The organism is Streptomyces sp. TS71-3 (genome assembly GCF_018327685.1).
GTDB lineage: Bacteria > Actinomycetota > Actinomycetes > Streptomycetales > Streptomycetaceae > Streptomyces.
Window position 1 is genome coordinate 103,480 of sequence record NZ_BNEL01000003.1, and the last position, 26,987, is coordinate 130,466.

The 26,987-nt window shown below is 72.5% G+C and carries 20 protein-coding genes, 1 tRNA gene and 1 riboswitch; of the genes, 8 read left to right on the forward strand and 13 right to left on the reverse strand.

The window, feature by feature from the left end; all coding sequences use genetic code 11:
- Window positions 1–141 precede the first annotated feature (141 nt).
- Window positions 142–1,560 carry a cystathionine beta-synthase gene (locus tag Sm713_RS25110; protein ID WP_212912362.1) on the reverse strand — a complete coding sequence of 473 codons (1,419 nt, stop codon included), beginning with the start codon at window positions 1,558–1,560 and terminating at the stop codon, window positions 142–144.
- 186 nt (window positions 1,561–1,746) lie between these two features.
- Here Sm713_RS25110 and Sm713_RS25115 point away from each other — a divergent pair, with 186 nt between their 5' ends.
- The 3 genes from Sm713_RS25115 to Sm713_RS25125 all read left to right on the forward strand — a co-directional run bounded on the left by Sm713_RS25115 (window position 1,747) and on the right by Sm713_RS25125 (window position 5,964).
- Window positions 1,747–2,796 carry an SGNH/GDSL hydrolase family protein gene (locus tag Sm713_RS25115; RefSeq protein WP_212912363.1) on the forward strand — a complete coding sequence of 350 codons (1,050 nt, stop codon included), beginning with the start codon at window positions 1,747–1,749 and terminating at the stop codon, window positions 2,794–2,796.
- A 383-nt stretch (window positions 2,797–3,179) separates the two neighbouring features.
- Window positions 3,180–4,400, forward strand: a complete 1,221-nt coding sequence (locus Sm713_RS25120) for an acetyl-CoA C-acetyltransferase (RefSeq protein ID WP_212912364.1) — start codon at window positions 3,180–3,182, stop codon at window positions 4,398–4,400.
- A gap of 751 nt (window positions 4,401–5,151) precedes the next feature.
- Complete coding sequence (locus Sm713_RS25125) at window positions 5,152–5,964, forward strand: hypothetical protein (protein WP_212912365.1); 813 nt, start codon at window positions 5,152–5,154, stop codon at window positions 5,962–5,964.
- A gap of 149 nt (window positions 5,965–6,113) precedes the next feature.
- On the opposite strand, the gene Sm713_RS25130 is transcribed toward Sm713_RS25125, so the two are convergent.
- Window positions 6,114–6,425: a hypothetical protein gene (locus Sm713_RS25130; RefSeq protein WP_212912366.1), complete on the reverse strand. Its 312-nt coding sequence runs from the start codon at window positions 6,423–6,425 to the stop codon at window positions 6,114–6,116.
- 101 nt (window positions 6,426–6,526) lie between these two features.
- Here Sm713_RS25130 and Sm713_RS25135 point away from each other — a divergent pair, with 101 nt between their 5' ends.
- Window positions 6,527–6,757, forward strand: a complete 231-nt coding sequence (locus Sm713_RS25135) for a DUF4287 domain-containing protein (RefSeq protein ID WP_212912367.1) — start codon at window positions 6,527–6,529, stop codon at window positions 6,755–6,757.
- A gap of 205 nt (window positions 6,758–6,962) precedes the next feature.
- Here Sm713_RS25135 and Sm713_RS25140 read toward each other — a convergent pair whose 3' ends face one another.
- Both Sm713_RS25140 and Sm713_RS25145 read right to left on the reverse strand, forming a co-directional pair.
- Complete coding sequence (locus tag Sm713_RS25140) at window positions 6,963–7,868, reverse strand: Bax inhibitor-1/YccA family protein (protein WP_212912368.1); 906 nt, start codon at window positions 7,866–7,868, stop codon at window positions 6,963–6,965.
- 298 nt (window positions 7,869–8,166) lie between these two features.
- Complete coding sequence (locus tag Sm713_RS25145; protein WP_212912369.1) at window positions 8,167–9,369, reverse strand: 4-hydroxybenzoate 3-monooxygenase; 1,203 nt, start codon at window positions 9,367–9,369, stop codon at window positions 8,167–8,169.
- A 241-nt stretch (window positions 9,370–9,610) separates the two neighbouring features.
- Between Sm713_RS25145 and Sm713_RS25150 the strand changes: the two genes are divergently transcribed.
- The gene (locus tag Sm713_RS25150) at window positions 9,611–11,587 is read left to right on the forward strand and encodes an IclR family transcriptional regulator C-terminal domain-containing protein (RefSeq protein ID WP_308293191.1); all 1,977 of its coding nucleotides are present in this window, start codon (window positions 9,611–9,613) and stop codon (window positions 11,585–11,587) included.
- Between the two features lie 349 nt (window positions 11,588–11,936).
- Window positions 11,937–12,128, forward strand: a complete 192-nt coding sequence (locus tag Sm713_RS25155) for a hypothetical protein (protein WP_212912370.1) — start codon at window positions 11,937–11,939, stop codon at window positions 12,126–12,128.
- A 492-nt stretch (window positions 12,129–12,620) separates the two neighbouring features.
- On the opposite strand, the gene Sm713_RS25160 is transcribed toward Sm713_RS25155, so the two are convergent.
- Window positions 12,621–12,706 (reverse strand) — tRNA-Leu (locus tag Sm713_RS25160).
- 472 nt (window positions 12,707–13,178) lie between these two features.
- Here Sm713_RS25160 and Sm713_RS25165 point away from each other — a divergent pair.
- Complete coding sequence (locus Sm713_RS25165) at window positions 13,179–14,033, forward strand: ABC transporter ATP-binding protein (protein ID WP_212912371.1); 855 nt, start codon at window positions 13,179–13,181, stop codon at window positions 14,031–14,033.
- Between the two features lie 21 nt (window positions 14,034–14,054).
- Window positions 14,055–16,583, forward strand: a complete 2,529-nt coding sequence (locus tag Sm713_RS25170) for an ABC transporter permease (RefSeq protein WP_212912372.1) — start codon at window positions 14,055–14,057, stop codon at window positions 16,581–16,583.
- A 292-nt stretch (window positions 16,584–16,875) separates the two neighbouring features.
- Here Sm713_RS25170 and Sm713_RS25175 read toward each other — a convergent pair whose 3' ends face one another.
- The 8 genes from Sm713_RS25175 to Sm713_RS25210 form a co-directional block, all read right to left on the reverse strand.
- On the reverse strand, window positions 16,876–18,264 hold the full coding sequence (locus tag Sm713_RS25175; protein WP_212912373.1) for a cyclopropane-fatty-acyl-phospholipid synthase family protein: 1,389 nt from the start codon (window positions 18,262–18,264) through the stop codon (window positions 16,876–16,878).
- Window positions 18,265–18,717: 453 nt separating this feature from the next.
- Window positions 18,718–20,145, reverse strand: a complete 1,428-nt coding sequence (locus Sm713_RS25180; RefSeq protein ID WP_249416678.1) for an NAD(P)/FAD-dependent oxidoreductase — start codon at window positions 20,143–20,145, stop codon at window positions 18,718–18,720.
- Between the two features lie 497 nt (window positions 20,146–20,642).
- Complete coding sequence (locus Sm713_RS25185; RefSeq protein WP_212912374.1) at window positions 20,643–21,596, reverse strand: Ppx/GppA phosphatase family protein; 954 nt, start codon at window positions 21,594–21,596, stop codon at window positions 20,643–20,645.
- 113 nt (window positions 21,597–21,709) lie between these two features.
- Window positions 21,710–22,231, reverse strand: a complete 522-nt coding sequence (locus tag Sm713_RS25190) for a DUF501 domain-containing protein (RefSeq protein ID WP_212914816.1) — start codon at window positions 22,229–22,231, stop codon at window positions 21,710–21,712.
- Window positions 22,232–22,359: 128 nt separating this feature from the next.
- Window positions 22,360–22,917 (reverse strand): septum formation initiator family protein, encoded by a 558-nt coding sequence (locus Sm713_RS25195; protein WP_212912375.1) that lies wholly within the window; start codon window positions 22,915–22,917, stop codon window positions 22,360–22,362.
- A gap of 181 nt (window positions 22,918–23,098) precedes the next feature.
- Window positions 23,099–24,388: a phosphopyruvate hydratase gene (eno, locus tag Sm713_RS25200; protein WP_212912376.1), complete on the reverse strand. Its 1,290-nt coding sequence runs from the start codon at window positions 24,386–24,388 to the stop codon at window positions 23,099–23,101.
- 476 nt (window positions 24,389–24,864) lie between these two features.
- Entirely contained in the window at window positions 24,865–25,572 is a 708-nt protein-coding gene (locus Sm713_RS25205) for a transglycosylase family protein (protein ID WP_212912377.1), read from the reverse strand.
- Between the two features lie 4 nt (window positions 25,573–25,576).
- Window positions 25,577–25,821: riboswitch (cyclic di-AMP (ydaO/yuaA leader) on the reverse strand.
- Between the two features lie 213 nt (window positions 25,822–26,034).
- On the reverse strand, window positions 26,035–26,961 hold the full coding sequence (locus Sm713_RS25210; protein WP_308293192.1) for a transglycosylase family protein: 927 nt from the start codon (window positions 26,959–26,961) through the stop codon (window positions 26,035–26,037).
- Window positions 26,962–26,987: the final 26 nt, after the last annotated feature.

Sequence of the window (26,987 nt, forward strand, 5' to 3'; positions counted from 1 at the left end):
AGCGCAGCCCCGCCCAAAGGGGCGCGGGGAACTGCGCAAGCAACCCTCCACCCACCGATGATCCGGAACCAACCGAAACCACCCCTCCCAGCCGGCCCCACCGCCCGAAGGGCATGGGCACGTTGCCGCCGCTCCGCGCCCCTACGGGGCGCTCCGCTTGGCCACCGACGTGCCCCCGGCAGACACCGCCAGGAACGTCAGCAGGTCCTGACGGCTCACCACCCCGGTCGGACGGCCCTCGACGAGCACGATGGCCGCGTCCGCGGCGCCGAGCACCGCCATCAGGTCGGCGACGGGCTCGCCGGAGCCGACCTGCGGAAGCGGCGGCGACATGTGCTTGTCCAGCGGGTCGTCGAGGACGGCACGCTTGGCGAACAGCGCGTCGAGCAGTTCCCGTTCCACGACCGAGCCGACCACCTCGGCGGCCATCACGTCCGGGTGGCCGGCGCCCGGCTTGACGATCGGCATCTGCGAGACGCCGTACTCGCGCAGTACCTCGATCGCCTGCCCGACCGTCTCGCCCGGGTGCATGTGGACCAGCGACGGAAGGTGGCCGCCCTCCTTGTGGGAGAGCACGTCGCCGACGCGGGGCTGGTCGCCTTCCTCCTCCAGGAAGCCGTAGTCGTTCATCCACTCGTCGTTGAAGATCTTGCTCAGATAGCCCCGGCCGCTGTCCGGCAGCAGCACCACCACGACGTCGTCCGGGCCGAGCTTGCGCGCGACCTCCAGCGCGGCGACCACCGCCATCCCGCAGGAGCCGCCGACCAGCAGCCCCTCCTCCTTGGCGAGGCGGCGCGTCATCTGGAAGGAGTCCTTGTCGGAGACGGCGACGATCTCGTCGGCGATGGAGCGGTCGTAGGCCTCCGGCCAGAAGTCCTCGCCGACGCCCTCCACCAGGTACGGCCGCCCGGAGCCGCCCGAGTACACCGACCCCTCGGGGTCCGCGCCGATCACCCGCACCCGGCCCTCGCTGGCCTCCTTGAGGTAGCGCCCGGTGCCGGAGATGGTGCCCCCGGTGCCCACGCCGGTCACGAAGTGGGTGATCCTGCCCTCGGTCTGCTCCCACAGCTCAGGGCCGGTCGAGTGGTAGTGGGAGAGCGGGTTGTGCGGGTTGCTGTACTGGTCGGGCTTCCACGCGTCCGGCGTCTCGCGCACCAGGCGGTCGGAGACGTTGTAGTACGAGTCCGGGTGCTCGGGGTCGACGGCGGTGGGGCAGACGACGACCTCGGCGCCGTACGCGCGCAGCACGTTGATCTTGTCCGTGGAGACCTTGTCCGGGCAGACGAAGACGCACTTGTAGCCCTTCTGCTGGGCCACGATCGCCAGGCCGACGCCGGTGTTGCCGCTGGTCGGCTCGACGATGGTGCCGCCCGGCCGCAGCTCGCCGCTCTCCTCCGCGGCCTCGATCATCCGCAGCGCGATGCGGTCCTTGACGCTGCCGCCTGGGTTGAAGTACTCCACCTTGGCCAGCACCGTGGCCTGAATGCCGGTGGTCACATTGTTGAGCCTCACCAGCGGGGTGTTGCCGACGAGGCTGATCATCGAATCGTGGAAGTGCACCGAGGTCTCCGGGCTCCATGAAGGACAGGAAAGGACAGGAAAGAAGGGAAACGCGGGCAGCCTGAGCGGCCACCGTGCGGTCAGCCTACGGCCGAGCACACAGAGGGTTCACTTTTCCGCACGATTGGCTCACCGTCCGTACGGGGCAATGAGTTGAAGAACGGTTCGGAGGAGGTGACCGGGCGTATGTCCAGAGCGCGAGTGGCACGGCGGATCGCCGCGGGGGCGGCATACGGCGGGGGCGGGATCGGGCTGGTCGGAGTGGCGGCCGTCGGGGTCCTGCTCGCCGAGGTGCAGATCGCGAAGCGGCGGGTGGGGACCATCCCGGGCAGCGGCGGCAGCATGCCGCCACCGCGCGCCGACGGCACGTACGGCAAGGGCTTCGCGGGTCCGGGGGCGGCGATGGAACCGCTCAGGTTCGCCATGCTGGGCGACTCCACGGCCGCGGGCCAGGGCGTGCACCGCGCGCGGCAGACGCCCGGCGCGCTGCTCGCCTCGGGGCTCGCGGCGGTCGCCGAGCGCCCCGTCGACCTGCGCAACGCCGCGCTGCCCGGCGCGCGCTCCGACGACCTGGAGCGGCAGGTCACCCAGATCCTGTCCGACCCGGCCTGGGTGCCCGACGTGTGCGTGGTGATGATCGGCGCCAACGACGTCACCCACCGCATGCCGCCGACCCACTCGGTGCGCTGCCTGTCGGCGGCGGTGCGCAGGCTGCGCACGGCGGGCGCGGAGGTGGTCGTCGGCACCTGCCCCGACCTGGGCACCATCGAGCCCGTGTACCAGCCGCTGAGCTGGCTGGCGCGGCGGGCCTCGCGGCAGCTCGCGGCGGCGCAGACGATCGGCGTGGTGGAGCAGGGCGGGCGGGCGGTGTCGCTGGGCGACCTGCTGGGCCCCGAGTTCGCCGCGAACCCCAGGGAGCTGTTCGGCCCCGACAACTACCATCCGTCCGCCGAGGGCTACGCCACCGCGTCCATGGCGGTACTCCCGACGCTCTGCGCGTCACTCGGCCTCTGGCCGGAGGAGGAGCGGCCGGACGCGGCCCGCGACGAGGGCTACCTGCCGGTCGCCCGCGCGGCCGCGGAGGCCGCGGCGGAGGGCGGCACGGAGGTCACGGCCGCGGGCACCACGGGCGGCCGGGGGCCGTGGGCGCTGCTCAAGCGGCGCCGGCGCCGGCGGATCCAACCCGGGGAGGCCCCGGACACGCCCCGGACGGCGGACGCGCCGTCGGCCCCGTAGGGGCACCCCGGCCCCAGCGCCCCGGGGGCCGGGCCCCGGCCGGCCCCCGGGGCGCGGATTGGGGGTACCCCTCCCACGCCCTCAAAGCAGCCGGGGAGCGACCAGCCACAGCGCGACCTTGCAGGTCGCCACCGGCCGGGATGGGCTGTTGCTGACGTCTCCGAACCACCGGCAGATGGTGGTTGCTCGCGCAGTTCCCCGCGCCCCTTGGGTTAGCCGGGGCTGAGCCCCGGCCCAGGGACGCGGGCAGGGGGTCCCGCCGTGGCTGAGCGACCGCTTAGAATGGTGCGGTGGGAGTCACACGCACTGACGCGTGACCCGGAGCCTACGCGCGGGTAACTTCCTGGCAGGTCGTGCCCGCACCCGCCGCCCCAGGAGCCGTGATGCCCGAAGCAGTGATCGTTTCCGCCGCCCGTTCCCCCATCGGACGCGCCTTCAAGGGCTCTCTGAAAGAGCTGCGCCCCGACGACCTGACCGCCACGATCATCCAGGCCGCCCTCGCCAAGGTCCCCGAGCTGGACCCGGCGGAGATCGACGACCTGATGCTCGGCTGCGGCCTGCCGGGTGGCGAGCAGGGCAACAACCTCGCCCGGATCGTCGCCGTCCAGATGGGCATGGACCACCTGCCGGGGTGCACGGTCACCCGGTACTGCTCGTCGTCCCTCCAGACGTCCCGGATGGCCCTGCACGCCATCAAGGCGGGCGAGGGCGACGTCTTCCTCTCCGCGGGCGTCGAGATGGTCTCGCGGTTCACCAAGGGCAACTCGGACAGCCTGCCCGACACGCACAACCCGATCTTCGCCGAGGCCGAGGCCCGCACGGCCGCCGTCGCCGAGTCCCAGGGCGCCGGCTGGCACGACCCGCGCGAGGACGGCGTGGTGCCCGACCCGTACATCGCGATGGGCCAGACCGCGGAGAACCTGGCGCGGCTGAAGGGGATCACCCGCGAGGAGATGGACGAGTTCGGTGTCCGCTCCCAGAACCTCGCCGAGCAGGCCGTCGCCAAGGGCTTCTGGGAGCGCGAGATCACGCCGGTGACGCTGCCGGACGGCACGGTCGTCGGCAAGGACGACGGTCCGCGGCCGGGCGTCACCATGGAGGGCGTGGCGGGTCTGAAGCCGGTCTTCCGCCCGGACGGCCTGGTCACCGCCGGCAACTGCTGCCCGCTCAACGACGGCGTCGCCGCCCTCGTCATCATGAGCGACACCAAGGCCCGCGAGCTCGGCCTCACGCCGCTGGCGAGGATCGTCTCCACGGGTGTCTCCGCGCTCTCGCCCGAGATCATGGGCTTCGGGCCCGTGGACGCGTCGAACCAGGCGCTGAAGCGTGCGGGGATGAGCATCGGGGACGTCGACCTCGTCGAGATCAACGAGGCCTTCGCCGCCCAGGTCATCCCGTCCTACCGGGCGCTCGGCATCGACCTCGACCGGCTGAACGTCAACGGCGGCGCCATTGCCGTGGGCCACCCCTTCGGGATGACCGGCGCGCGGATCACGGGGACGCTGATCAACAGCCTCCAGTTCCACGACAAGCAGATCGGTCTGGAGACGATGTGCGTGGGCGGCGGGCAGGGGATGGCGATGGTGGTGGAACGGCTCAGCTAGCGGCCGGGTCCCGTGGTGCCGGCTCCGGAGGGCGCGGGTGCGCCGTGGCTTTTTGCGCAGTTCCCCGCGCCCCTTTCCGGCCCAGCCCCTCGCTGTCTCGTTCTCGGCCGCGGCCCGGTGGGGCCTGGTCGCGCAGTTCCCCGCGCCCCTTGGGTGGGCCGGGGGCCCCGCGCCCTCAGGGATCGTGAGGTTGAGGCACCGGCCCCAGCGCCCCCGCAGCAAGCAAGGGACACAAGCCAGGACCAGGGGCACGGGGAACTACGCAAAGACCACGACGCCCCCGCACCAGACGACACAACACAAGCCCACCCCGAAGGGGCGCGGGGAACTACGCGAAAACCACGACGCCCCCGCACCAGACGACACAACACAAGCCCACCCCGAAGGGGCGCGGGGAACTGCGCAAAAACCGGGGCCCCCGCGGGCCCACCGGCGGGCGGGTGGCCCCGGGCCGCGGCGGCGCCGAAAGCCCGCGGCGGCCGGGCGTGCGCCGGCGGGAGGGGGCGGGGGCGCAAGCGGCCCCCCGCGCCGTGATCCAATCTCCGCCAGGATGTGACCTTTCTCCCGGCGGTACCGCATTGACGCAGGTCAGGCCCGTACGGTCAGCCCACCAGGACCCCCGGCCACCACCCCTTTCGTAAGGTATTGCACGAACAGCCCCTCGGCCCCGCCCCCGTGGCTGAGGTAGAAGTCGGGGATCGATGAACAAGTCGGGGATCGGACCGAAGCCGGGAGTATGCGAGTGAGCGCCATGCCTGTTGTTCTGCTGCTCTCCACGGCCGCCGCCACCACCGTGGGCGCCGCCGCCGTGCACGCCGTGCACGGGCTGCGCAAGCAGATCGCCGCGCTCCAGACGGAGCTGGCGGAGTCCCGGGCCAGGGGCGCGCGCCCCCAGGTGCCGGAGGCACGCTCGCCGCTGGCCGGCGAGGAGATACGCACCGCGGTCGCCGAGGCGCTCGCCGACGAGCGGGAGCGCGAGATGGCCGAGGCCCGCGCGTTCTGGGCGGCGCAGGAGGCGCGCGACGCCTCCTCGGACGTCTCCTCCCCGCTCGGCATGCCCCCCGAGGAGCCGGGCCCCGTGCGCCGCTCCGACCTCGCGGGCCTGCTCGGCTTCGAACCGCCGCACGACGCGCCTGCCGACCCCGACGACCACCCCGGGGACTCCCCGGAGCTGGCCGCGGCCCGCCGACGGCACCCCTCGCACCCCGATTTCGTCCCCGGCAGGAGCCACCTGTCCGCCCAGTCGCCGGTCCCGGCGAGCAGCGGCGACCACGAGCACGTGGTGGCCTGCCTGGCGGGGCTCGCCGAGGCCCGTACGGCCCTCGCGGACGTCCGCCCGGGGCCCCTGGGCACGCTCGACGTCTACGTCTTCGAGGACGGCACGACGCTCTGCATGACACCCGGCCACCGCGAGACAGCCGAACGGCTCGCGGACGCGCTGATCCGCGGTGACGTGCCGGTCCTGCTGGGCGGCTCCGGCGTCTTCGGCGCCTACGCCCTCACCTTCACCTGCGGCGACGACACCGTGTACATCCTCGCGGACCGTGTGATCGTCTCCCACTGACGCGTCCGGAGCGCCCGCGGCCGGTCCGAGCGCCGCCCAGAGCGCGCCCCGCCATGTGACCGCGTCAGAGCGCCCCGGGCGACATGAGCACCGTCAGAGCGCCCCCAGCCCCATCAGCGCCGTCAGAGCGCCCGGCCACGTGTGCGCCGTCAGACCGATGCGCGCTTGCGCGCGTCCTCCACCAGCGCAAGCGCGCGGGTCAGGTCGGCCGGATCTGTCAAGACGAGAGCAAGATCCCTGCCCGCGACGGTGATCTGGTCCGCGGCGGCGAACATGCCCGCGTCCGGCATCTCGCGCGGCGGGCTCGCTGGGTTCTCAAGGCGTTGCGCCCAGCGCGCGAATTCCCTGGCCAGGGCAAGTGCCTCGGCTGCGGCACCGCGCTGCAGGCGGCTCTGCGGCGCGGCCCGGAGCCGGTCGGCGAAGTGGTCCACGGCGGTGGTCAGCGGGGTTGTATCGAGCACGCGGCGACCTTATGCGCCCGACCGGGACTGTTGCCAACGCGCAAACGCTCAGGCACGGTGGCGTGAAGGACGGACCACATCGAAAGCCGCCGGAGGCGCCGATGTCTCAAGTCTTCTCTGAGGAGACCCACCAGAACCTGCTCGCCCACATCCCCCAGTGCACCGGTCGTGACATCTCGGATTGGCTGCGCACCGTCGACGAAGGCCCTTCACTCATCCGCTTCGAGGAGAAGGTGAGCTGGCTGCGGGGCGAGCACAACCTCGCCTACGGCCACGCGAAGGCGATCGTCCACGAATACGATCTGCGACGCGCCGCGCGCAAGCTGATCTGAGCCGCCCGGGCGACCCTGGGGGACCGCCATGCCCTTGTGAGCCCGCGTGAAAGGGCCCGCGAACAGTCGTTCGCGGGCCCTTCGTCACGTCGCCTCGACGGTCAGTCGTCGGCTGTCGCCCCAGCGATCAGCTCTCGCCTGTCGCCCGCGGCCCCAGCGATCAGCTCTCGCCTCAGCGGTCAGTCGTCGGCTGTCGCCCCAGCGATCAGTTGTCGCTTTGCAGGATGGCGATCAGCCGCAGGAACTCCAGGTAGATCCAGACGAGGGTGAGCGTCAGGCCGAAGGCGGCCAGCCATGCCTCCCGGCGCGGCGCCCCGTAGGCCACGCCCGTCTCGATCTGCTTGAAGTCCAGGGCGAGGAAGCAGGCGCCGAGCAGCACGCCCAGGATGCCGAAGACGACGCCTAGGGCGCCGCTGCGGAAGCCGAGCCCGTCACCGCCACCGAAGACCGAGAAGAGCAGATTGATCATCATCAGCCCGACGAAGCCGAGGGCGGCGGCCATCACGAAGCCGTAGAACCTGCGGTTCACCCGGATCCAGCCCGCCTTGTAGGCGACCAGCACGGCGGCGAAGACCGCCATCGTGCCGAGCACCGCCTGCATGGCGGCGCCGCTCGCGATGCGGTTGTCCACGATGCTGGACAGCACGCCGAGGAACACGCCCTCCAGGGCGGCGTAGGTGATGATCAGCGCGGGCGTGGGCGACCGCTTGAAGGACTGGATCAGGCCCAGCACCATCGCCACCAGGCCGGAGGCGACCGCGATGCCGTAGGAGCGGTTGATGGACGCGTCGTCCACCGGCAGCAGCGCCCAGGCGACGGCGGCGGCCACCACGAGCACGCCGAGCGTGCCGGCGGTGCGGACGACGACGTCGTCCATCGTCATGCGGTCGGAGGTGGCCGGGGCCTGCGGCGGCGCACCGTACTGGACGCCCTGCTGGGCGTACGGGTTCTGGGCGTAGGGGTTGGTGGGCGCACCGGCGTAGGGGCCCGCGTACGGGCCGCCCTGGGTGCCGACAGCGGGTCCCCCGGCCTGCGGCGCCGCGTTGAAGCCCGCGTAGCCGTTGTCGCGGCTGAACCCCCGTCGCGAGAAGACCGGGTTACTGCTCCTCATGTCACTCCTCCATAACCACCGTGCGTGGTCTTGGGCTCAAGAGTAATAGGTGGGCAAAGAATTGCCCCTCCTGCTCGCGGATGATCCTCCCCCCCACCCTGACGTCGAACACGGTACGCCGGATGACCATTCCCTGACGTGCCGCGCCGAGGCCTGTGGACAACGCGTGACAAGGGAGCAGTTGGCCTGTGGACAACCGGCTCCGGATGCCCTCGGCCGTGGTACACGCACGGGCGTACCGGACGAGCCGGACGAGTGAGGCCGCCGCGCCGCGCGGCGGCCGGCGGGCCCGGCGGGGTCACTCGAAAGGGAAGCCCGTGTAGCACTCGGCCAGGTCCTGCTCGGCCGCCCGCGAGGTGGCTATGCGGCGCAGGAGGGCGAGCTGGATGCGGTCGTCGAAGGGCGTCGCGCCGGGCGGCCTGTGCAGCATCGTCGTCATCGCGTAGGAGAACCGCTCGGCCTGCCACACCCGCCGCAGGCAGGTCTCCGAATAGGCGTCCAGGAGCGCCGGGTCGCCGGTGCTCTGGAAGTGCGTGAACGCGCGCGCGAACGTGACGACGTCCCCGACGGCGAGGTTGAGCCCCTTGGCCCCGGTCGGCGGCACGATGTGCGCGGCGTCCCCGGCGAGGAAGAGGCGGCCGTGCCGCATGGGTTCGTGGACGTAGGAGCGCATCGGGGTGACGGACTTGGCGGTGACCGGGCCCCGGTGAAGCACCCAGTCGTCGTCCGGGGCGGTCTCGAAGCGGCGCTCCAGCTCGTCCCAGACGGCCTCGTCGCTCCAGGCGTCGGCGTCGGTGTCCGCGGGCACCTGGAGGTAGAGCCGGGAGACCACCGGGGAGCGCATGCTGAGCAGCGCGAAGCCGCGCTCGTGGCGGGCGTAGACCAGCTCGTCGTGCGACGGCGGCACGTCCGCCAGGATGCCGAGCCAGCCGAACGGATACGTGCGCTCGAAGACGCGGGACACGCGCGTGGGCACCGCCTTGCGGGACACGCCCCAGAAGCCGTCGCAGCCCACCACGTAGTCGCAGGTGAGGACCGACTCGCGGCCCGACGCACCGCCCTGGGCGCCGCGTTGCACGAAACGCACCTTGGGGCGGTCCGTGGTGGCGTCCTCCACCGCGAGCGCCTCCGTCTCGAAGAGCAGCGGCCCGCCCTCGGTGAGCTGGAGTTCCACCAGGTCCTTGACGACCTCGGTCTGGGCGTAGACGGTCACGGTCCTGCCGCCGGTGAGCCCGGGGAAGTCGATCCGGTGGCGGTGCCGGTCGAAGCGCAGCTCGATGCCGTCGTGCCGCAGCCCCTCGCGGTCCAGCCGGGCCCCGGCGCCGGCGGCGCGCAGGACGTCGGCGGTGCCCTGCTCCAGGATCCCGGCCCGCTGCCGCTGCTCCACGTAGGGGCGGTCGCGGCTCTCCAGGACGACGCTGTCGACCCCCGCGTTGTGCAGCAGGCGGGCGAGGAGGAGCCCTGCGGGACCGGCTCCGATGATGCCGACGGTGGTGTGCATGGGTGTCCTGTCGGGTCGCGGTGGGACTGCTTGCGGTCTCGTGGGAGCTGCTCGCGGTCGCGGTGGGACTGCTTGCGAAGGAACGCGTTCGCGTGGTGAACTTTCGTTCACAACCGCCGGAGGGAGTCTCTGTCCGGGTCCTGCCGGTGTCAACGCCCCGGGCACGGATTCCGCCCGGCGAACGGAGCGCCCGCGACCGTGCGGCGCCCGACCGCGGAACCGTGAGGAGAGGTGAGGTGCGGTGGCAGCAGGCGCCCATGCGGCGGGCGGAAAGGCCACCGGGGCCCGCCCCCGCCCCGCGGCGGCCTCGTCCGGGCCTCTGGATGCCGCCGAGAGCCCCGCGCGCGACGGGGCGGGACAGGTGGACACCCCCGAGGCGGTACGGCCGCTGGAACGCGGCCTGGCGGTGCTCAGGGAGCTGTCCGCGGCCCCCGGGCCCGTACGGGCGGGCGACCTGGTGCGCGCCACCGGACTGGCCCGCTCGACCGTGGACCGCGTGGTGGCCACCCTGCTCCGCCTCGAACTGCTCCGGCAGCGCGGCCAGGACCTCTCCCCCACCCCGCGCGTGATGGCGCTCGGCAACGCCTACCTCGCCGCGAGCGGGCTCACCGCCGGGATGGCGGCACGGGCCGGCCGCCTCGCGGACGAGTTCGACGAATCCGTCTCCCTGGCGGTGCCCGACGGCGACGGGGTGCGCTTCGTCGCCCAGGCCATCCGGCGCCGCACCATGTCCGTGGCGTTCCGCGTCGGCGACCTCCTGCCGGCCGAGCGGTGCGCGCCCGGTGCGCTGTTCGCCGCCGAGTGGACGGCCGCACAGTGGGCCGCCTGGCGCACCGGCCGGGCACTGGACCCGGAGGGCGCCGCCTTCCCCGTGGTGCGGCCCCGTGCCGTCCCCGAGGCGGAACTCGCGGCACGCGCGGCACAGGCTGCCACCGCCCGGTGGGCGCTGGACGACCAGCTCATCGAGCCCGGCCTGATCGCCGTCTCCGTGCCCGTGCCGGACGCGCACGGGCGGGCCCGCTGCGCCCTGAGCGCCGTCAGCCACACCAGCAGGCACACCGCGACGAGCCTCGCGGAACTCGTCCTGCCGCGGCTGCGGGCGGAGGCCGAACGCCTCGCGGAGGCGTTCCTCGCCGCCGGGCCCCCCGCAACCGCCACCGCCGGGCCCCCGGCCGGCTCCGAGGCATCCCTCACGGCCGGCCCCAGGGCCACCCCCGAAGCCTTCCCGGCGGCTGACCCGAAGGCCGACCCCAAGACCACCCCCGAGCCGCCCCCCGACGCAGCCCCCGAGCCGCCCCCCGAGACAGTCCCCGAGCCGCCCTCCGAGGCAGTCGCCGCGCCACCCTCCGAGCCACCCTCGGAGACGGCCGCCGCGCCCCCCGTACCCCCGTCCTCCCCCGCCGCCCTGGCGCGGGCCGCCAAGGCCGAGCTCGGCCCCGGGTTCCTCCAGTCGCTGGCCCGCGGTCTCGCGGTCCTTGAGGCGCTGGGCGCCGCCCGGGACCCCGGGCTCCCGCTGGCCGCGCTCGCCGCCGCGACCGGGCTGCCCAGGGCGACCGCGCGCCGCTGCCTGCACACGCTGGTACGCGAGGGGTACGCGGTGTACGACGGCCGCCTGTACCGGCCGCTGCCGCGGATCCTGGAACTCGGCCACGCCCGGCTGTCCCGGCTGTCCTTCGCGGAGCTGGCCGAGCCCCACCTGCACGACCTCGCGGAGCGGGTGCACGAGTCCGCCTCGGTGGCCGTGCTCGACGGCCCGGACGTCGTCCATGTGGCGCGCGCTCCCGGCGCCCGCATCATGAGCCCGCGCATCGCACCGGGCGCCCGCTTCCCGGCCTACCCGACCGCCACCGGCCGCGTACTGCTCGCCGGGCTGCCGGAGGCCGACCGGGACCGGCTGCTGGCCGCCGCCCCGCCCGCCGCCCTCACCCGGCACACCGTCACCGCCCCTGAGCGGCTTGCCCGGTTCGTCGCACGCGCGGCCCTGGACGGGTACGCGAGCGTCGACGAGGAGCTGGAGGAGGGGCTGCGCGCCGTCGCCGTACCGGTCAGGGACGCGGCGGGCCGGGTGGTGGCAGCAGTGGACGTCGCCCAGCACACCGGCGACACCCCCCTGGCGTCGGCCCGTGCCGCCCTGCTCCCGGCGCTCCGCGCAGCGGCCACGGCGATCGAGGCCGACCTGCACACGGCGTCCCGGTTCGGCCCGGTACCCGTTCCCTAGCGGCACCCGTTCCCCGGCAGCACCACCAGCAACACCGCTGGTGGCACCCTCCCAGGGGGTTCGCACACGCGCCCCGGGCCACCTGAGAGACCGTGTGAGCAACCACTCATCGCCCGCCCCACCACCCACCGGTGCGGAAGAAGCCCAGCTCGGCCACCTCACGGACACCCGTGCAAAGGCGCCCCGCGCAACCGCACCAAGCGGCAACGCCCGCCCCACGCAGGCGAGATGCCCCCTCGCCGGGTCCGGAATACGACGGGAGGAAAAGGGGCTGGTGCTACCGGCGAGTGCGCCCTACCGTTGGAGGGGCTTCACGCTGCCTTCACTTGCCTACCCGTAAGCTTCACACATGGCCACGACTTCTGATTCCCGTCCCGCGCGGTCCGCCGCCGCGGTGAACGAGGAGATCCGTGCGCTGTGGCTGCGCGCCGGCGGGCGCCTCTCCGTTGAACAGCGCCGTACCTACGAGCAGCTGGTCACGGAGTGGTCCGCGGCCGTGCGCGCCGCCGCCCTGGAGGCCGGCGACGAGAGCGTGGCCTGACCGGGCCACGCCCGCCGCCCCGCACGCTCCTCAGCCGCCACCCGGCCCGCGCGGCACCACGCCGCGCCGGACCCCGATGCCCGAGCCGCGCCCCGGACCCGTCCGGGCGGCAGGGCCCTTGACCCGGACCACACCACACCAACCCACGACCACCCCTGAGCGCCGCCGGTCAAGCCGTTCCGCCCACCGGCGGCGCACCTCGTCGTCGCGCACCCGGGATGTCGCGCACCCGATCCCGAGCCGGTGCGCCGCGGCCCCGGCCCCGGCACCGCGCCCGGACCGAACAACCCCACCCCGTACTCACCGGAATGCGCAACGATCCCGGCGAACCTGCCGGGATATACACCGGAATGCATTGACACGGGAGAGAGGGCCGGAGGGCCGGCTCGGGCGCCGAAGGCGGCGGGGCCGGATGATCCCATGGTGTTTCCGTGATTCCGAAAGAGGTACTACCGGTTCCGGTCATTCTCCTGGTCCCCCGCCATGAACGGGTGGTGCCCGGAACCGGACTTGAACCGGTACGCCCGCGAGGGGCAGCGAGGTTTAAGCTCGCCGTGTCTGCATTCCACCATCCGGGCAGGCCGTGCGCTCCGTCGTGGGTCCGAGCCTATCGGCAGGCCTCCCCCGAACTACGGTGCGATGGAACGATGTTGTCTTATTTTATTGAGCCCTGAGGGTCCGTCAGACCACGTCGGATGGCGTTCTCACCCGCCAACGGCCTGCACGCCCCGCAGAGCCGTCCCGTACGGAATGACGGAATTTCACCGCACGCGCGGGGAGGTTCACGGTTCCCCGACAACGTTACCCGGCGTAACGGGATCATTTCACCGCCGGCACGGGCGTGCTTCCCCATTGATCCGGGGGTACGCCCGTCTCCCCCTGGACGGACTCCGTATGAGGGTCGGATCTCATCCCCAGGTATGAGGGCGGAGCCACGCGCTCCGACTGGAGACGGCCCCCGGAACCGGAACAGCGGCTGACTACACGGGCGCCCGCGGTCGGGACGATGGAGCAGTCCCCAGAGAACCGTTCTGACAGGAGCACACTCCCGTGACCACCACTCCCATCGCCGAGCGCACCACCCAGGTGGCCGCGCGCGCCACGGAACTGACCAAGGTCTACGGCCAGGGGGAGACCCAGGTGGTCGCCCTGGACCGGGTCTCCGTCGACTTCCGGGCCGCCGAGTTCACCGCGATCATGGGCCCGTCCGGATCGGGCAAGTCCACGCTCATGCACTGCGTCGCCGGCCTGGACGACTTCTCGTCCGGCTCGGTGCGCATCGGCGACACCGAACTCGGCGCGCTGAAGGACAAGCAGCTGACACGGCTGCGCCGGGACAAGATCGGGTTCATCTTCCAGGCGTTCAACCTCCTGCCGACCCTCACGGCGCGGGAGAACATCACGCTCCCCATGGACATCGCGGGGCGCAAGCCCGACCAGGGGTGGCTGGAGAACGTGATCACCATGCTGGGCCTCGGCGACCGGCTGAAGCACCGCCCCTCCGAGCTCTCCGGCGGCCAGCAGCAGCGCGTCGCGGTGGCCCGCGCGCTGGCCTCCCGGCCGGAGATCATCTTCGGTGACGAGCCGACCGGCAACCTGGACTCCCGCGCGGGCGCCGAGGTGCTGGGCTTCCTGCGGAACTCCGTGCGCGAGCTCGGCCAGACCGTCGTCATGGTCACCCACGACCCGGTCGCCGCCGCCTACTCGGACCGGGTGATCTTCCTGGAGGACGGCCGCATCGTCGACGAGCTCCACGGGCCGACCGCGGACAACGTGCTCGACCGCATGCGGACGCTGCCCGGCAGCGGCGGCGCGCCCCAGGGCCGCTCCCAGAGCATGCCCCAGGCCCCCCAGCGCTCCCAGGCCCCGCAGCACTCGCAGCGCCCCCGCCACCGCTCCGCCTGACTCTCCCCCACAGGATCCGACATGTTCCGTACAGCGTTGCGCAATGTCCTCGCGCACAAGACCAGGCTGCTGATGACCGTGCTCGCCGTCATGCTCGGCGTGGCGTTCGCGGCCGGCACCATGGTCTTCACCAACACCATCTCCGACGCCTACCAGAAGAGCTCCTCCAAGGGCTTCGACCGGGTGGACGTCGCCGTGACACCGGGCGGCGTCAGCTCCTCCGACGCCCCGGGCAAGGACCCGAAGCTGACGGAGAAGCTGCGGTCGAGCGCCGAGAAGGCGCCCGGCGCGGCCTCCGCCACCGGCGTCGTCCAGGGCTTCACGGCGGTCGCCGACAAGCACGGCAAGCTGATCGGCGGCGGCTTCAGCTCCAAGGGCGGCAACTACTGGGGCGACAAGGACCCGCGCTACCCGCTGCGCGACGGGCACGCCCCCAAGGGCGCCGGCGAGGTCGCCATCGACGCCCGGACGGCCGACCGCGCCGGCTACCACGTCGGCGACCACGTCAGGATGTCCGTCGACGGCCCCGTGATGACCCCCACCATCTCCGGCATCTTCAGCACCGACGACGGCAACGTGGCCGCAGGCGGCAACCTCACCCTCTTCGACACGGCCACCGCACAGAAGCTCTTCCACGAGGAGGGCCGGTACGACGAGATCGACGTGAAGGCCGCCGCGGGCACCAGCCAGGTGCAGTTGCAGGACGCCCTCGACCAGGCGCTGCCCAAGGACGCGGTGCACACCAAGACCGGCCAGGAGCTCGCCGACCGCCAGGCGGAGAGCATCGCCTCGTCCATGAGCAGCATGAAGACGGGCCTGCTCGCCTTCGCCGGGATCGCTCTCTTCGTCGGCATCTTCATCATCGCCAACACGTTCTCGATGCTGGTCGCCCAGCGCACCAAGGAACTGGCGCTGCTGCGCGCCGTCGGCGCCTCGCGCCGGCAGGTCACCCGGTCGGTGCTGCTGGAGGCGCTGGTGGTGGGCGTGGTCGCGGCCATCACGGGCCTGCTCGCCGGCATCGGCATCGGGGCCGGAATGAAGTCCCTGGTGTCGTCCCTGGACAGCGCCACCGTGCCCGACGGCCCCCTCGTGGTCTCGCCGGGCACCATCGCGACCGCGCTCGCGGTCGGCATCGTCGTCACCGTCCTGTCGGCCTGGCTGCCGGGCCGCAGGGCCGCGAAGATCCCCCCGGTGGCCGCGATGAGCAGCGTGCACGCCACGCCGACCACCCGCTCGCTGGTGCTGCGCAACACGCTCGGCTCGCTGATCGCCGCCGCGGGCGCCGTCCTCGTGGTGGCCGGCACGCAGATGCACGGCGACGACGGCCAGCCGTGGGTGGGCGCGGGCGCGGCGGTGCTGGTGATCGGCATCTTCGTGCTGACGCCGCTGCTGTCCCGGCCGCTGATCGCCGCCGCGGCGCCACTGCTGAACGTCTTCGGGGTGTCCGGCAAGCTCGCCCGCCAGAACTCGGTGCGCAACCCGCGGCGCACCGCGGCGACCGCCTCCGCGCTGATGATCGGCCTCTGCCTGATCACCGGGATGACCGTGATCGCGGGCAGCGCCCAGCAGGCCATCGACAAGATGGCGGTCTCCTCGCTGAAGGCGGACTACGTCGTCTCGATGGCCAACTTCAACTCCCTGGCGCCCGACGTGGCCGAGAGGATCGCCCACACCGACGGGGTCACGGCGAGCAGCCCGATGAGCAACGCGCCGGCCCTGGTCGACGGCGAGCGCCACTACCTGACCGGCGTGAACGGCCACGACATCGGCCGGCTCACCGATCTGGACGTGACCGACGGCTCGTTCGAAGTGAGCGGGCGGAACATCGTCGTCGACGACCAGACCGCCTCCGAGCAGCACTGGAAGGCCGGGCAGAACGTCCGGGCCACCTTCGAGGACGGCAAGGCCGTGCCGCTGACCGTGGCGGGCGTCTACCACGGCAACGACATGATCCAGGGCATCCTGATGGACAACGCCACGATGCGGCCGCACCAGAGCGACCCCACCGACATGCAGGTCCTGGTGAAGGCGGCGCACGGCCCGCAGGCCGCCACGAAGGACGCCATCCAGCACGCCCTCGGGGACAATCCGGGGATCCTCGTGCAGGACAAGCAGAGCGTCTCCGGGCAGATCGCCAAGGCGTTCACGCTGATGCTGAACATGCTCTACGGCCTGCTCGCGATGGCCGTGATCATCGCCGTGCTCGGTGTGATCAACACGCTGGCCATGTCCGTCTTCGAACGGTCCCAGGAGATCGGCATGCTGCGCGCCATCGGCCTCGACCGGCCCGCGGTGAAGCGGATGGTGCGCCTGGAGTCGGTGGTCATCTCGCTCTTCGGCGGGGTGCTCGGCGTCGCCCTGGGCGTGTTCTTCGGCTGGGCGGCCGGGAAGCTGATCGCCTCCCACATCGACACCTACGCGCTGGTGCTGCCGTGGGGCCGGATGGCGATCTTCCTGGTGCTGGCGGGGGCCGTGGGCGTGCTCGCCGCGATGTGGCCGGCGCGCAGGGCGGCGCGGCTGAACATGCTGAACGCGATCCACGCGGAGTAGGCCGCGGCGGGGGCGGGGCTTCGGCCCGCCGCCCCCTGCCGCTCCGGGTCCGGCGGCCCGGACCCTCCCCCATGGGGCCCGGTCCGCCGGGTGGGCCGGTACCGCCCGCACAACGCCCCTGGGGAGCCCGGTCGGTGACGGGCTCCCCAGGGGCGGTTTCGTCGCGTGCGCAGGGACGCGCACGGACTCGTGCGCCGCGTGCGCCGCCGCCGTCCGCCGGGGCGGGCCCGCGGACGCCGGGGCTCTCGCGGACCCGCCGGCGCCGGTCGGTCCCGGACCCGGCCGGCGCCGGTCAGACGTTCCAGGTACGCGACCGCAGCGGCATCCCAGAAGCGCCCCCGGCGGGCGTCTTCACGGCGAGGAGCTGGTTGACGCCGATGCGGTTGCGCTCGAAGGACAGCGCGGAGGCCGCCATGTAGAGCCGCCAGACGCGGGCGCGGCCCGGGCTGGTGAGCCGCACGCCGCGCTGCCAGTCCGCCTCCAGGTTGGCCACCCACTGGCGCAGCGTGAGCGCGTAGTGCTCGCGGATGGACTCCATGTCCCGCACCTCGAACCCGGTGCGCTCCAGCTGCGTCACGGTGGTGCCCACCGGTGCCAGCTCGCCGTCCGGGAAGACGTACGCGTCGATGAACCTGTCCACCTGGTACTCGGACTCGTCCACCTGCGGGCGGCGCGCGATCTGGTGGTTCAGCAGCCGCCCGCCCGGCTTCAGCAGCGCGTACAGGTCCTGCGCGTACTCCAGGTAGCGCGCCGAGCCGACGTGCTCCGCCATGCCGATGGAGGAGATCGCGTCATAGGGCCCGTCGGCGACGTCGCGGTAGTCCTGGACCCGGATCTCCACCTGGTCCGTCAGCCCCTCGTCGGCGACCCGCTTGCGCGCGTACGCGGCCTGCTCGGCGGAGAGCGTGACGCCGACGACCCGCGCCCCGTGCTCGCGCGCCGCGTGCAGCGCCATGGACCCCCAGCCGCAGCCCACGTCCAGCAGGCGCTGGCCGGGCTTGAGCTCCAGCTTGCGCGCGATGAGTTCCAGCTTGTCGCGCTGGGCCTCCTCCAGGGTGGCGTCCGGGCTCTCCCAGTACGCGCACGAGTAGACCATCGACGGGCCGAGCACCAGCTCGTAGAAGTCGTTGCCGACGTCGTAGTGGTGGCTGATGGCCTCCTTGTCGCTGCTCTTGGTGTGCAGGTGGCCGCGGCGGTTCCTGCGCATCTCCTCGGGGGGCGGCGGCGGGGGCGGCAGCGGGCCGGCGAGCGCCGCGAACTCCTGGAGCGCGGAGCGCACACCGGGGTCGCGCAGCGCGTCCAGCGCGGCCTTGAGGCCCTTCACGCTCCCGGTGCCCGCGGCGCTCAGCGAGGCGGCGCCGCTCGTGCTCCCCGCGGACCGGGGTGCGTCCGGGGAACCCGCGACCTCCACGCCGCGCTCCCAGATCAGTCCGGCCATCTGGTCCAGGGCCTGGTAGAGGTCGCCCTCGACGTCGAGGTCGCCGGCCACCCACGCGCGCGCGAGGCCCAGCTCGCCCGGCTTCCACAGCAGGCGGCGCAGGGCGCGGCGGCTGCGTACGACCAGTACGGGCGTGTCCGGGGGACCCGCCTCGGAACCGTCCCAGGCTCGCACTCGCAATGGGAGCGGGGCTCCCATCAACTGCTCGGCAAGCGTCATCAGCCGCTGCGCGGCATTCGGCATGGCACACACCTCCGTGACGTCGATCCCGGAACCGTTCGACATAACGAAAACACGTGCGGCCCCCCTCCGCAGTCCCGTCCTGCGTCACGGAACGGCAAAGGTGAGTGTATGTGCCATGCATCAGCCCCATGCCGGGGTGGCCGACCACGGCGCGCGTTCTCGGCCGGCGGCCACGCACGCGCCCCGGAAGGGGCGCGGGGACCCACCAGAAGGTGGTCCGGGCACGACAGAACCAGCCCCTTCGGACGGTGACGATCCGACGGTCTCGTCGTGGCCGGTCGCGCAGTTCCCCCCGCCCCTTGACGGAACCGGGGTGCTCCCCACGTACGGCCCACCCCTACAGGTGGACGGGGTACCCCCGGTGGGAGCCGCCCCACGCCGAAGGGGCGCCCGCACCACGGATGGCGGACGCCCCTTCGGGGATGCTGCAGGGGCCGGGAAGGGCCCCGGTGATCAGGAAGCCTTGGCCTTCTCGCCGCCCGTGACGGACGTGGCGCCCGCGGGGGACGCGGTGACCGACGCCTCCTTGGGGACGGCGGGAGCCGGCGCCGGCTTCGCCGCCTCGTAGAACTCCTCGCGCGGAGACTCGATCGCACCGAGCGAGACGACCTCGCGCTTGAGGAACATCCCGAGGGTCCAGTCGGCGAAGACGCGGATCTTCCGGTTCCAGGTCGGCATGGCCATGCCGTGGTACCCGCGGTGCATGTACCAGGCCAGACGCCCGCGCACCTTGATCTTCACCTTGCCGGCGACGATCATCGCGACGCCCTTGTGCAGGCCGAGACCGGCCACGGCGCCCTTGTTGGCGTGGCTGTAGTCGCGCTGCGGGAAGCCGCGCATGGCGGAGACCACGTTGTCGCCGAGGAGCCGGGCCTGGCGCAGTGCGTGCTGGGCGTTCGGCGGGCACCAGGCGTTCTCCACGCCGGCCTTGCGGGCGGCGAGGTCCGGGACCTGGGCGTTGTCGCCGCCGGCCCAGATGTAGTCGGTGCCCTGCACCTGGAGGGTGGCGGCGGTGTCCACGTGGCCGCGCGGGCCGAGCGGCAGGCCGTAGCGGGCCAGCACCGGGTTGGGCTTGACGCCGGCGGTCCACACGACGGTGTTGGAGTCGACCTCGAGGCCGTTGTTCAGCACCACGTGGCCGTCGACGCAGGAGTCCATGCCGGTCTTCAGGTAGACCTCGACGCCCCGGCTCTCCAGGTGGTCCTTGCCGTAGGCGCCGAGCTTCGGCCCGACCTCCGGGAGGATCTTGTCGGCGACGTCGACGAGGACGAAGCGCATGTCCTCGCGGGTGACGTTGGTGTAGTAGCGCGCAGCGTCGCGCGCCATGTCCTCCACCTCGCCGACGGTCTCCGCACCGGCGAAGCCGCCGCCGACGAAGACGAAGGTCAGTGCCTTGCGACGGACGTCCTCGTCCGTGGTGGAGTCGGCCTTGTCAAGCTGCTCAAGGACGTGGTTGCGCAGGCCGATGGCCTCCTCGATGCCCTTCATGCCGATGCCCTGCTCCGCGAGGCCGGGGATCGGGAAGGTCCGGGAGACCGCGCCGAGCGCGATCACCAGGTAGTCGAAGGGCAGCTCGTACGCCTCGCCGACGAGCGGAGCGACGGTGGCGACCCTGCGGTCCTGGTCGATGGTGGTGACACGGCCGGTGAGAACCTCGGCCTTGGGCAACACACGCCGCAGCGGCACGACGACGTGCCGGGGCGAGATGCTGCCAGCCGCGGTTTCGGGAAGGAAGGGCTGGTACGTCATGTACGAGCGGGGGTCGACGACCGTGACGGTCGCCTCGCCGTAGCGCATCTTCTTCAGAATGCGACGAGCCGCGTACAGGCCTACGTACCCACCGCCCACTACGAGGATCCTGGGACGCTCCGTGGTGCTCATGCCATCGAGTATCCACCCGATTGGAGGGGGGTCTCGTGCGCCCCTTCACAAGCTTCCCCGGGTGCTGTGCTACCCTGCACACCCACTTCGCGGGGCGCGCCCTCTGGACCATGCCGGTGCTGGTGACCATCCACCGCCAGAGCCCCGCCGTCGCACTGCCCCCACCCCCTGTGAGCTGCCGCTCCGGGTCCGGACACGGCCTGCGCCGCCCCCCTTTTCATCGGAGTGACACACTCCCGCCACGGCCCCGTAGCCGCTCCGGCGACCCGGGCGACGCGCCAGGACGCTCCCGGCACTCCGAATACCGCCTCTACCGGGGGCAATTCCTTGTGAAGAAGTTCACGAACTTTCCCGGCGGGCGGTGCCCGCGAGGCCTTCCGGGCACCCCCTGGAGGCCCCGTGAAGCTCGCGCGGAACCCCCGTGAGGCTCACGTGGAGTCCCCGTGGAGCCCTCTCATGGAGTCCCTGGGAGCCCCACGGCGCCACCGCCCCGAGCCTCAACGGTGCTCCTGCGCCACCTCGAACGCGATCCCGTCCAGGATGTCGTGCTCGCTCACCACGACCTCCTGCGCGCCGGTGCGCTCCATGACGGCCAGCAGGACGAGGGCGCCGGCGCCGATCACGTCGACGCGGCCGGGGTGCATCACGGGGATCGCCGCGCGTTCGGCGTGAGTGGCGGTGAGCAGGGAGCGGGTGATCTCGGCGACCTTGTCGCGGGGCACGCGCGCGTGGTGGATGACCGCGGGGTCGTACTCCGTCAGGCCGAGCGCGATGGCGGCGACCGTGGTGACCGAGCCGGCAAGGCCCACGAGCGTGTGGGCCCCGGTGAGCGGCACGGTGTCGGCAGCGAGGTCGAGCGCCGCCTCGACGTCCGCGCGTATCGCCTCGACCTGGCCCGGCTCGGGCGGGTCGGTCACGGCGCCGTCCCGCACGAGGTGACGTTCCGTCATCCGCACGCAGCCGATGTCGACGCTGCGCGCCGCCTCCACCCGGTCCCCGCCGAGCACGAACTCCGTGGAGCCGCCGCCGATGTCCACCACCAGGTAGGGACCCGGCACTTCGGGCCGCCCGAGGAGCTCCCGGGTGGCGCCGGTGAACGAGTAGGCGGCCTCCGTGTCACCGGTGACGACCTGGGGCCGCACGCCCAGGGTGTCCAGGACGCCCTGGGCGAACGCGTCCCTGTTGGCCACGTCCCGGGAGGCGGAGGTGGCCACGAACCGCACCCGCTCGGCACCGTGCCGCTCGATCAGGTCCGCGTACCGCCGGCAGACCCGGAACGTCCGCTCCAGGGCCTCCTCGGCGAACCGCCCGGTCCTGTCGACGCCCTGCCCGAGCCGGACGATCTCCATCGTCCGCTCGACGTCGGCCAGTTCCCCGCTCTCGGGGCTGACGTCGGCGATGAGCAGCCGGAGGCTGTTGGTTCCGCAGTCGATCGCGGCGACACGGGGCATGGGGGCTCCTGTTCGGGGCGGGGCCGGGGGCCCGGAGCGGTCGGGGAACGGGGACGGGCGGGTAAGGGGACGGGCGGGTAAGGGGACGGGCGGGTAAGGGGACGGGCGGGCGTTCAGTCGTCGTCGAGCCGGACGCACGGGCCCTTCCGCCACCACTCGGGCAGCATCTCCAGTGCCTCGTCTCCGAGCGGGTTGACGCCGGGACCGGCGGCCAGGGAGTGCGCGACCAGCACGTGCAGGCACTTCACCCGGTCCGGCATGCCTCCGGCGCTGGGGAAACCGGTCAGCTCCTCGATCTCGTCCCGGCGCCGCAGGTAGTCCTCGTGCGCCCGCCGGTACGCGGCGGCCAGCTCCGGGTCCGTGCCCAGCCGGTCCGTCATCTCCTTCATGACGCCCTCGGCCTCCAGCGTGCCGATCGCGGAAGCCGCACGCGGGCAGGTGAGGTAGTACACGGTCGGGAAGGGCGAGCCGTCGGGCAGCCGGGGCGCCGTCTCCACGACGTCGGGCAGCCCGCAGGGGCAGCGGTGCGCGACGGCCCGCAGACCTCGCGGGGTGCGGCCGAGCTGCCGCGCACAGGCGGCGATGTCCGCTTCGGTCGGCTCGGTGCGCTCGGTGGTCGGCGGGGGCGTCTGCATGGCGGGGGCGGTGTCTCTCATCGGTGGAACGGCGGGGGTGGTGGTGTCTCTCATCGGAGGAACGGCGGGGACAGGTACGGAGGTCGGCGGGGAACGGTGAGGAGTGGCGAGGCGGGGCGGGGCGGAGCTCAGGGGGCCGGGGTCGGGCTGGAGGCGCCGGAGGCCCCGGCCGCACCGCCGGTCTTGCCGGACTGCCCGCCGCGGTCCGCACGGTCGACGCTCTCCCACACGTGCGCGTACCAGGGCCGCATGGCGGGCGCGCGGCTGCTCTCGTCGGTGCCGGACCGCTCGGTGGACCTGGGCTGGACGACGACGTACCCGGTCTCGCCGGGCCTGACGTAGTGCAGCCGCTTGCGGATCTGCTGCTCCGCGTAGGCGTCGTCCTGCCAGCGCGCCTTCTGGTCGCGCAGCCGCTCCACGCGGGCGCGGTCCTGCTCCATCTGCCGGCGCATGTCGCTGATCTCGCCGCGCTGCGAGATGTACTGCCTTATCGGGTAGGCCAGCGCCACGACCAGCGAGCAGAGCACCAGCGCGAGCAGCGCCGCGCGGCCGGTGAGCCGGGAGCGGCGGGCCTGGCGCCTGCTCTGGGAGCGGTAGACGCGGGCAGCGGTCTGCTCGCCGAGCAGCCGCAGCCTGGTCGCGGTGGAGAACCGGTCGCGGCCCGTGTCCCGGTCCCTTCCGGGCATCTGTTCCCGCCTCCCCTGTATGTGCCGGTGTCCCCGCACACGGTACGGGACCGGGTGCGGGGACGGCGGGACCCACGGGTGTCAGCCGGCGCCCCGCGGAACGCGCGGGCGTGCGCCGGCCCCTGCCGGCGCAGCCGCCGGAGGGCTTCCCTGCCGGCGCGCTGCGCCCCGTGCCTACTCGCTACTCGCTCTCCGCGCGAAACCGCGGGAACGCGCTGCGGCCCGCGTACACCGCCGCGTCGTCGAGGATCTCCTCGATGCGCAGCAGCTGGTTGTACTTGGCGACGCGCTCGGAGCGGGCCGGGGCGCCGGTCTTGATCTGGCCGCAGTTGGTGGCGACGGCCAGGTCGGCGATGGTGACGTCCTCGGTCTCGCCGGAGCGGTGCGACATCATGCACTTGAAGCCGTTGCGCTGGGCCAGCTCGACGGCGTCCAGGGTCTCGGTCAGCGAACCGATCTGGTTCACCTTGACCAGCAGGGCGTTGGCGGCGCCCTCGTCGATGCCGCGGGCGAGGCGCTCCGGGTTGGTGACGAACAGGTCGTCGCCGACGAGCTGGACCTTGTCACCGAGCTTGTCGGTGATGATCTTCCAGCCGTCCCAGTCGTCCTCGAACAGCGGGTCCTCGATGGAGACCAGCGGGTAGGCCGCCACCAGCTCCTCGTAGTACTCCGTCATCTCGGCGGCGGTGCGCTCCTTGCCCTCGAAGAGGTAGGCGCCGTCCTTGTAGAACTCGGACGCGGCGACGTCGAGGGCGAGGGCGATCTGCTGGCCGGGAACGTAGCCGGCCTCCTTGACGGCCTCCAGGATGAGGTCGAGCGCCTCGCGGTTGGAGCCGAGGTTCGGCGCGAAGCCGCCCTCGTCGCCGAGGCCGGTGGACAGGCCGCGCTCCTTCAGGACCGACTTCAGCTTGTGGTACACCTCGGCGCCCCAGCGCAGCGCCTCGGAGAAGGACTCCGCCCCGATGGGGGCGATCATGAACTCCTGGATGTCGACGTTGGAGTCGGCGTGCGAGCCGCCGTTCAGGATGTTCATCATCGGCACCGGCAGCAGGTGCGCGTTCGGGCCGCCGAGGTAGCGGAAGAGCGGGAGGTCGGAGGCCTCGGAGGCGGCGTGCGCGACGGCGAGCGAGACGCCGAGGATGGCGTTGGCGCCGAGGCTCGACTTGTCCGGGGTGGCGTCCAGGTCGAACATCGCCTGGTCGATCAGCCGCTGCTCGGTGGCGTCGTAGCCGACGAGCTCCGGGCCGATCTGCTCGATCACGGCGAGCACCGCCTTCTCGACGCCCTTGCCGCCGTAGCGGTTGGCGTCCTTGTCACGGAGCTCCAGGGCCTCGAAGGCGCCCGTGGAGGCGCCGGACGGCACGGCGGCACGACCGGTGCTGCCGTCGTCGAGGCCGACCTCGACCTCGACCGTGGGGTTGCCTCGGGAGTCCAGGATTTCCCGGGCTACGACGACGTCGATGGACGGCACGAGCATCTCCTTCTGGGATGTGACGCTTGGCTTGTGCGGCGTTTCGTGGGGCTTGCGGCATGAGCCTAACGGGCCCGGGGAGCGGGCCCGTCCCATGGCCGGGTCACGGCCGGATAACGCCCCGTCTGGCACGATTACCTGCCGGTACGCCGTTCCGCCTCCGGCGGGGTGGGGCTGCGCCCCGGCTTGGCGCTGGCAGGGGCGCGAGGAAGCGGGGCCGCGCCCCTGAGTAGGCCGGGGCGCCGTTCCCCGCACGCAAGGGGCGCGGGGAACGGCGCGAAAAACCAGAACGCACCCGCAGCCGACCGCGCACCCCAGCCCACACGACGCACCCCCACATGCGGCAGCCCCGCCCCGGCGCGTCCGGGGGAAAACGCGCCGAGGCGGGGCGGTCAGAGGCCCGGATGCCCGTGCGGACGAGCCGGGGGCGGGGCCAGGGCCAGCGAGCCCGGGGCCGGGGAGCCCGGCCCGAGGGCTCAGTGCAGGTGGAGCTGCTGGCCCGGGTAGATCAGCGACGGGTTGCTGACGATGTCCTTGTTCAGCTTGTACAGCTTGTGCCAGCCGCCCTTGACGTGGTGGTCCTGGGCGATGTCGCTGAGCGTGTCGCCCTTCTTGACCTTGTACTCGCCGTCGCCCTTCTTCACCTTCTTGCCGGTGGGCGTCGTCACGGTCTGGCGCTGCTGGGAGCGCGAGGCGTGCTGGGAGCCCTCGTGGGTCGGCTTCGCGGAGGCGGTGTTCTGCGTCTGCGGAGTGGCGGCGGAGCCCGAGCCGGAACCGGTGGAGGCGGAGCCTCCGTTGTACGGCGTGTTGGACAGGCCGGTGCCGCACACGGGCCAGGCGTCCTTGCCCTGCCCGGCGAGCACCTTCTCGGCGACGGCTATCTGCTGGGCCTTGCTGGCCTGGTAGGCAGCCGGCGCGTAGGCGGTGCCGCCGTACGCGGCCCAGGTGGACTGGGTGAACTGGAGCCCACCGGAGAAGCCGTTGCCGCTGTTGATGGACCAGTTGCCGCTGGACTCGCACTGGGCGACCTTGTCCCACTCAGAGGCGGTGGCGGCGGAGGCGCTGCCCGCGCTGACCAGCGGGGCGGCGACGGCGGCACCGGCGACACCGGCGATGGCGACGGCACGGGTGGTGCGGTTGAGCGCGGACGGGCGGCGGTGCCGGCCCTTGCCGGAAAGCAGCATGAAGAGATCCCCTCACCGACGCCTGCGAGGTGAGCTGTCGGGTTCGGGCCGATGGGGTATCCCTTGCTCCTTGCGAGCATGGGAGGTTTTGCCCGGCCGTGCGATTTCCGCACGGCTTCACCCCTAGCCGGTCCGTTCACCGTGCCGCTGCTCGCCTCGTGCTCGTATCGGCGAGGCAGCGGTCCGGTGGGGCCGGCGCTTACCTTGGTTCCCCCGCTCCTGCCTACGGCGCTTCGACGCGACGACTGTTCCCGTACGAACGCCGGCAGGATTCGGCGTGGCGTCCGTCGGTGCCCGCTGTGGCGAGCGGACATGACGGTAAACAGCTGATGCGCCGGATTTCAAAGCGAACTGGGGTTGGTGAGACCCATCTCTCATTCGAGCAAATCGGACAGAACCCCCCGAACTTCAGCCGTTTTTCGCCCGATTCAGGGGTAAAGATCGAGACCTTTCCGGATGAGTTTAGAAAAGATCAAGGTTCTGGCCAGGGAGGATCAGGTCCGGATCGGCCCCGACGGTCTTCTTGTTGGCTGCATATAGTTTCGGCCAGCCGCCCTTGAGGTCATGGGAGTCGGCGATGGCCGAGAGGTTGTCGCCGGGACGCACCGTGTACACCCCTCCCCTGTCGCCGCCACCCTCGCCGCCGGCGCCGCGCGAGGCGTGCCGGCCGGTACCCCGGGAGCCGTCCGAACCGTCGCCTCCGGAGCCCTTGTGCGCCTCGTGCGCACGGCCACCGCGATGGCGACCGGAGCCGTCCGAGTTGTCGCCTTTGGACGGTACTCCAGAGGGCGTCGCCGACGAGACGCCACCATGGTCGGCTTCACCGTCGGCCGGGGCCGAGGACGATCCCCCATGGGACGAAGAGGATGAACCCGGCGCATCGGACGGCGTGCTCGCGGGTATCCCCGCGTCCGAGTCCCCCAGGCCGCCAACCCCGGACTCGGATCCGGATCCGGACTCGCGGGACGGGTCGCCCGTGGCGCCCGTACCCGTCTCGCGGGACGAAGCCCTGCCACCCTGGTCGTTACCGGATGAACCCGGCGAACCGGACGGTGAACCGTGGCTCTTGCCGAGTCCCACGATGTCGGCACACCCCGGCCACGCACCGGGCCCCCGGCCCGCGAGCACCTTCTGCGCGACCGCGATCTGCTCGGACCTGCTGGCCTGGTCCGGCCGAGGCGCGTAGTCCAGGCCGCCGTACAGCACCCACATGTTCGCGGAGAGCTGGAGGCCGCCGTAGTAGCTGTTCCCGGGGTCGGCGCTCCAGGAGCCGCCGCTCTCGCAGTTCGCGAGGCGGTTCCAGGTTGCGTTGTCCGCCTTCCAGGCGGTGCCGTCCGCGTGCGCGCCGGTCGCGCCGAGCAGCGGGATGGCGATGGCGGAGCCGGTCACTCCGGCCGCGAGGACGAGAGCGGGTG